4 protein-coding genes are annotated in these 5085 nt (G+C 55.9%); all 4 read right to left on the bottom strand.

Annotated features, from left to right (window positions below; genetic code table 11):
* Positions 1–418 precede the first annotated feature (418 nt).
* Complete coding sequence (locus Q0Z94_RS10920) at positions 419–3412, bottom strand: IS66 family transposase (RefSeq protein WP_298069636.1); 2994 nt, start codon at positions 3410–3412, stop codon at positions 419–421.
* Positions 3413–3453: 41 nt separating this feature from the next.
* Positions 3454–3864, bottom strand: coding sequence for a hypothetical protein (locus Q0Z94_RS10915; RefSeq protein WP_298069635.1), 411 nt, complete (start codon positions 3862–3864; stop codon positions 3454–3456).
* A gap of 191 nt (positions 3865–4055) precedes the next feature.
* The gene (gene tnpB, locus Q0Z94_RS10910; RefSeq protein WP_298069633.1) at positions 4056–4478 is read right to left on the bottom strand and encodes an IS66 family insertion sequence element accessory protein TnpB; all 423 of its coding nucleotides are present in this window, start codon (positions 4476–4478) and stop codon (positions 4056–4058) included.
* A 297-nt stretch (positions 4479–4775) separates the two neighbouring features.
* Positions 4776–5085 (bottom strand): hypothetical protein (locus Q0Z94_RS10905; RefSeq protein WP_298069631.1); only part of this gene is annotated, 310 nt, incomplete at its 5' end.

Raw genomic sequence — 5085 nt, 5'->3', positions numbered from 1 at the left:
CGTAAACACATAAAGAGGTAGTGGGGAAATTTTTTTGCGCCTCGAGCAGCCTCCCCTGTGGGTAAGCGAATAGCACCTGAGTGAGGGTGGGCAGTACCAATCCAGGAAGGCACCGCTGGGCTCGGTGGGAGTGCACAGCAGGTGGACAGGTTGTCCTCCTGGTGCCCCGGACCAGATGCCTGAGGCCGGCAGGAACGGCCTCCTCGTCTAACGGGGGATACGCTGAAGTCCAAGCTCCCACCCGGCCAGGCCGGATTCCGGTGGGCTGCAGGTACACCATTTTATGTGCAGCTGCTCGGAAGAGTGGCTGAGCAGCACCGGCGAGCTTCAACATTGCTTCATCGCAGAAGACAAACACCCCCAGGCCCAGAGCAGTCACTCTGAGCCTGAGGGTGTGTTCATATGTGGTAAGGACCCGTTATGCGGTCACGGAGGGCTCTTCGGGCGCCTCGGGGGACTCTTCCTGGGCGGTCTCAGTGGATTCCTCCTCGTGGCTGGCAGATTCAGGCACTTCACCCCAGGGGATATGCATCCATTCTTCCTGAGTGACCCTTTTCTGAAGCGTTCTGGACGAATACGCATAGCCCATGACGCTGTACAGCATCTCCCTGTGCTTCGCAATCTTCTCCTCAGACCAGGACTCCGGCTTCTGCTCAGGCAGATCCAGATGCATTACGTTGTCCTGCATCTCCTTTGCCCACGGCAGCAGCTTTGCAAGCTCCTCCTTAGGGGGAGCCTTCCCAAGCTCGAGCATACGGGTCAGGTAGGTCTCAAGGTACGCCTGAGGATTGAGGTTGTTAATAGCCGCTGTCTGGAGAAGAGTCTCATACATCATCAGAAGCTGGGAGGACTCGTCGTTTCCGGTGTGCATGATGGTCTTGCGTAAGTTGGCTATGGGACGCAGCGCGTTCTCAACAAGATTCGAAGTCAGGGGGGCCAGACCCACGTAGAGGAATTGGCACAAACCTGTCTTGTGGTTCAGACCATACTTTACGGCCTTGTTCAGATTCTCATTACCCTTCTTGTCCTCCAGGACGCACTCGCACCACAGGAAGAACTTGTCCACAAGTGGCTTGATATACATCTGCCGGTACGTTGCTTTCTTCTCCGGATCCAGGTTGCCGTCCGGGTTAAACCGCTCCTCAAGGTAAGAGTCCGCCAGAATGATGTGCGAGCAGAATTCGAAGCCGATTTTGGCTGTACAGAGGCCGTTTTTCGCCTTTTTCGGCAGCGCGTCATAAAACTTGCGCCTGAGGTGAGCCCAGCAGAGGCAGTGGATGACCTTTTCCAGGTCCTCATACCCCTGGTACCCATCGGTAACAAGAATCAGATCGCGGCCATTGACAAGGGCCTTGATATGCTCTGCCTTACGGTCAGGTTTGAACAGGTACACTCGAATAGGCTTTCCTCCTTTCGGATCCGTCACGAACGCAAAGACCCGGCAGTCCCTCCGTTCTTTCGTTTTAAGGTATACCATGGCGTGCCATGAGGTCTCGTCCATTATGATAAGGCGCTCGCTCAGGCCCAACTCTGTCAGCAGGTTGTACATGGGAAGTATCCATGGCCGGAGATCCTCCAGGAGTACGCCCATCGTAGACGAGTTTATTCGGAAGCCCATCATCGCAGTCATAGCCTGCAATCGGTACTTCGGGATGCCATAATACCCCCAGTATGCGCCAAGAAACGACCCCAACGAGGCAGTCAGGTAGCTTCTGTTGGACAGCTTCTCGTTGGCATAGCTGGCCTTGACAGTCGTCCGCTTACCGTCCTCCCTTACCTTACGACAGTTCTCGCAGACAGCAGACTGAACGTAATGCTCCTCTATCTCAAACTTAGGAGGGATAAACTTCACCGTGTAACCGCTGAGGACCCAACCATTCCGGTTCATTTTGCTGCCGCAGTTCTTGCAGATGAGTTCCGCATCGGTAAGTTCGTGATACACCTTTCTGGCAATAGCAAACTTTCCGTCGCGGAGCAGCGCAGCGAGAGATTTACGGACATGCTGGGCCTCATCAGCAGACAAGTCTACACCCCGTAGTCTCTTGGCCTGCTTCTCACTCTTTCCGTCATCGGGAGCGTTGGCGCCGTTGGTGCCATCAGCAGGAGCCTTGGCGCCGTCGGTGCTGTCAGCGGGAGGGTTAGCGCCATCGGTGCCGTCGGCAGGAGCCTTGGCGCCGTCGGTGCTGTCAGCGGGAGGGTTAGCGCCATCGGTGCCGTCGGCAGGAGCCTTGGCGCCGTCAGTGCCGTCAGCAGGAGCGTTAGCACCATCGGTGCCGTCGGCAGGAGCCTTGACGCCATCGGTGCCGTCAGCAGATGCCTTAGCGCCGTCGGCAGGAGCGTTGGCGCCGTCAGTGCCGTCAGCAGGAGCGTTAGCACCATCGGTGCCGTCAGCAGGAGCACCAGTGCCAGCGGTTCCTGTCGTGGAACCTTCGGCGGCAGCAGCAGCGGCTTTGTCAGCATCGGCGGCCTTCACGGCCTTTACGGCTTTCTGCACGCGCTTTCCAGCCTCAGTCTTGCAGTCAAATGCCCAGCGGGTGAGAGTGGCTACATCCTGCTTCAGCTTATCTGCCATATGCGCAATCTCCGAAGCAGCCTTACGTTCCACCTCGTACCTCTGCTGAAAGGTATCAAGTGCCTCCATGATTTTGGGCAGCACTGAGACAGCCTTAACCAGCAGTTGAAGCTGCTTCACGGAATCCTCGCAGTTCAATGCCTCGGTCACATTGGCACTGAGTTGCGCCAACTTCGTGAAGAGGGGACTGAATGCTTTTTGGGCCAGCTGGGAGGCATTACGGATCCTGTCCTGGTTCGGGGTTGCCTTTGCGTCCTGTACGTCCATATAGCGGGAAATCAGCCTTACGATCCGAAGCGGCATATAACGCTTGCCTTCGGCTTCGTCCTCGTTGTCTGCCTGACCGAACGCCTCTACAAGAAGATCCAGATCCTCCAGAGCATCCGGATGATCGCTGACGAAAGCCAGAAACTCCTGATACAGTTCCTCCGGCACGTCCTCGTTATCAGCGGACTGCTCCGGGTCACCTTTGGCAGCCTCAGCCTTCGCCTTTTGCGCCTGTTCATCCTTGAGCATGGCTTCGGCCTTGGCGTCGCATTTGTCCATCTCGTCAGAAATGCCCGTCAGCTGCTCGGGGGTGAGCTTGCCATGCTTGAGGGCATCGCCATAATCGCACTCATTCGCTGATTTGCCCAAGGTTGACGGTGTCTGCTGCTTTGCGGGCTCCTGGATGGCTTCCTTCCCAGCCGCAGCCGGCTGCTCCATCACAACCGTGACCTTTACGGCCTCATTGGCCACATCGGCCGCATTTTGCAGCTTCTGCGCCTGCGCGGCTTTGGAATTATTCGTCCTGGCGCGAGCGTTCTTCACCCTGGTCGTGGACTTTGCTCCTTTTGCCATGGATCTCACCTCCTTTCGCGAAAATACCGGTACGGCCGGTGTTACACACTCTGCTGACGAGCTGTGAGATACTCATCCACAGTCGCTGCAGCTTTCAACAGCTGCATCTTCAGCGTCTGCAAACTGACGGTCTCTTCCCTCGCCTGTGAGGGATCAGCCCGTTGCTGCCTCTTCCACTCTGCAATGACCTTCAGGAGGGCATTCATCTCATCGATGAGCCGGCCCAGTTCGGCCTTCTGAATCGCAGAGGCTTTTTGAGCAACGTTCTGCCCTGCATCCTTCCTGGGTCGTCCCCTCTTGCCTGTTGGAACCATCTTACCTGTCACAGGGTCAATCTTTCCAACCAGATGACGCTTCGGGACACTCATCCTCTTCTCGGGATCCCACCGGCTTTCGGACTCGTACACATAGCAGGTCCCGTTAGGGTGACGGCTTTTTACAAGGCAGGACATGGTCGAAACTCCTTCCTCAGGATTACTCTCATATCTTACGACGGATAAAGATGAATGTCAAGAACTACTTTATTGTCATTTTGACGGTATTTATACCTTATATTAGTTCCGGTTGGTCATTTTGACGGACAGCAAAAAGGACTGCCCGTGTGTGACAGGCAGTCCTGCGTAGAATGAAGGTTGAAGCGGGTCTAAGAATCTGCTCTGGGAAGAGGAAAAGCGTCCTTCTCCCCTTTGAGAACCTTGAGGAAGGTCTGGAAGTCGATTTTCTCCACGTCCTTCCCCTGCCTCGGCCAGTAATACCTGAAGAGGAGCTGTTCGAGGTCCTGTCCGGGGTTCTGTACGGGGTCCTGTCGAAGGTGGAAACAGGCGCTGCACCCGTTGCTCCGGTACAGGAGCTTGATGCGATCTGCCCTTCGGCCACAGAACAGGTACAGGCATTCGTCTTCCTGTTCGCAGCCCCGCTCCTCCAGTTCTCCGTTCAGTCCGTTAGGGCCGTAGCGAAGATCCGTGTAGCCGTGCACTATGTAGATGTCTTTCGCGAGAACTCCCAGTGTATGAGCCAGGATGGCTCCGTTCCCGGCGCCGGTTCCGGGGGGCGCATATTTCGCCATGATTGTCACTCCCTCTACAGTATGGGTATCGCTGCGCTCATTATCTCATATCAGAAGGCGTTTGACCAGTCCCGAGTCTCAACCTCGGACTCCTCGGAAGAGGCGGGACCCACCAGCGAGGTTCGGAGGAGTCAAAGCATCAGTGTGAGGATAAGCAGCCGGGACACCCCTTGGACGTCTCTACATCGCAGCTCTGGGGGGACAACCACATGCCGGATTTGGGGCTGCGTCGACAGCGCAGCCCCGAACCCAGGCACCATGTCCGAAATGGAAATTTACTGGAAAACAACTACCTCATTATGTGTTTACGTTCTTTCTGCCGGAATGCCAGCCCTCTTTGCAGATGGCCCCCGGTCTCCACGGAGCACATCTTTTCAGACCGGCTGTCAGGAAGGGGAAACGTTCCGCTTCCTTCACAAGCCGCACGGAAGCGGGGGATTTTTCCTTCTCCAGGAAGAAATCACCTGAAATCGTCTCTTTTTCTTGCTTCTGGAAATTACAGGTGGTAAAATGAAGGGGTACAGATCCCATTCTGCAGAAAGGAACTGAGAAAACATGAAGCGAATCCTTTCCCTCGTCCTGACCGCCGCGATGACGCTGTCTCTGG

Source organism: uncultured Mailhella sp. (assembly GCF_947631555.1).
Taxonomy (GTDB): Bacteria; Desulfobacterota; Desulfovibrionia; order Desulfovibrionales; family Desulfovibrionaceae; genus Mailhella.
This window is presented reverse-complemented; position numbering and strand designations above follow the sequence as displayed.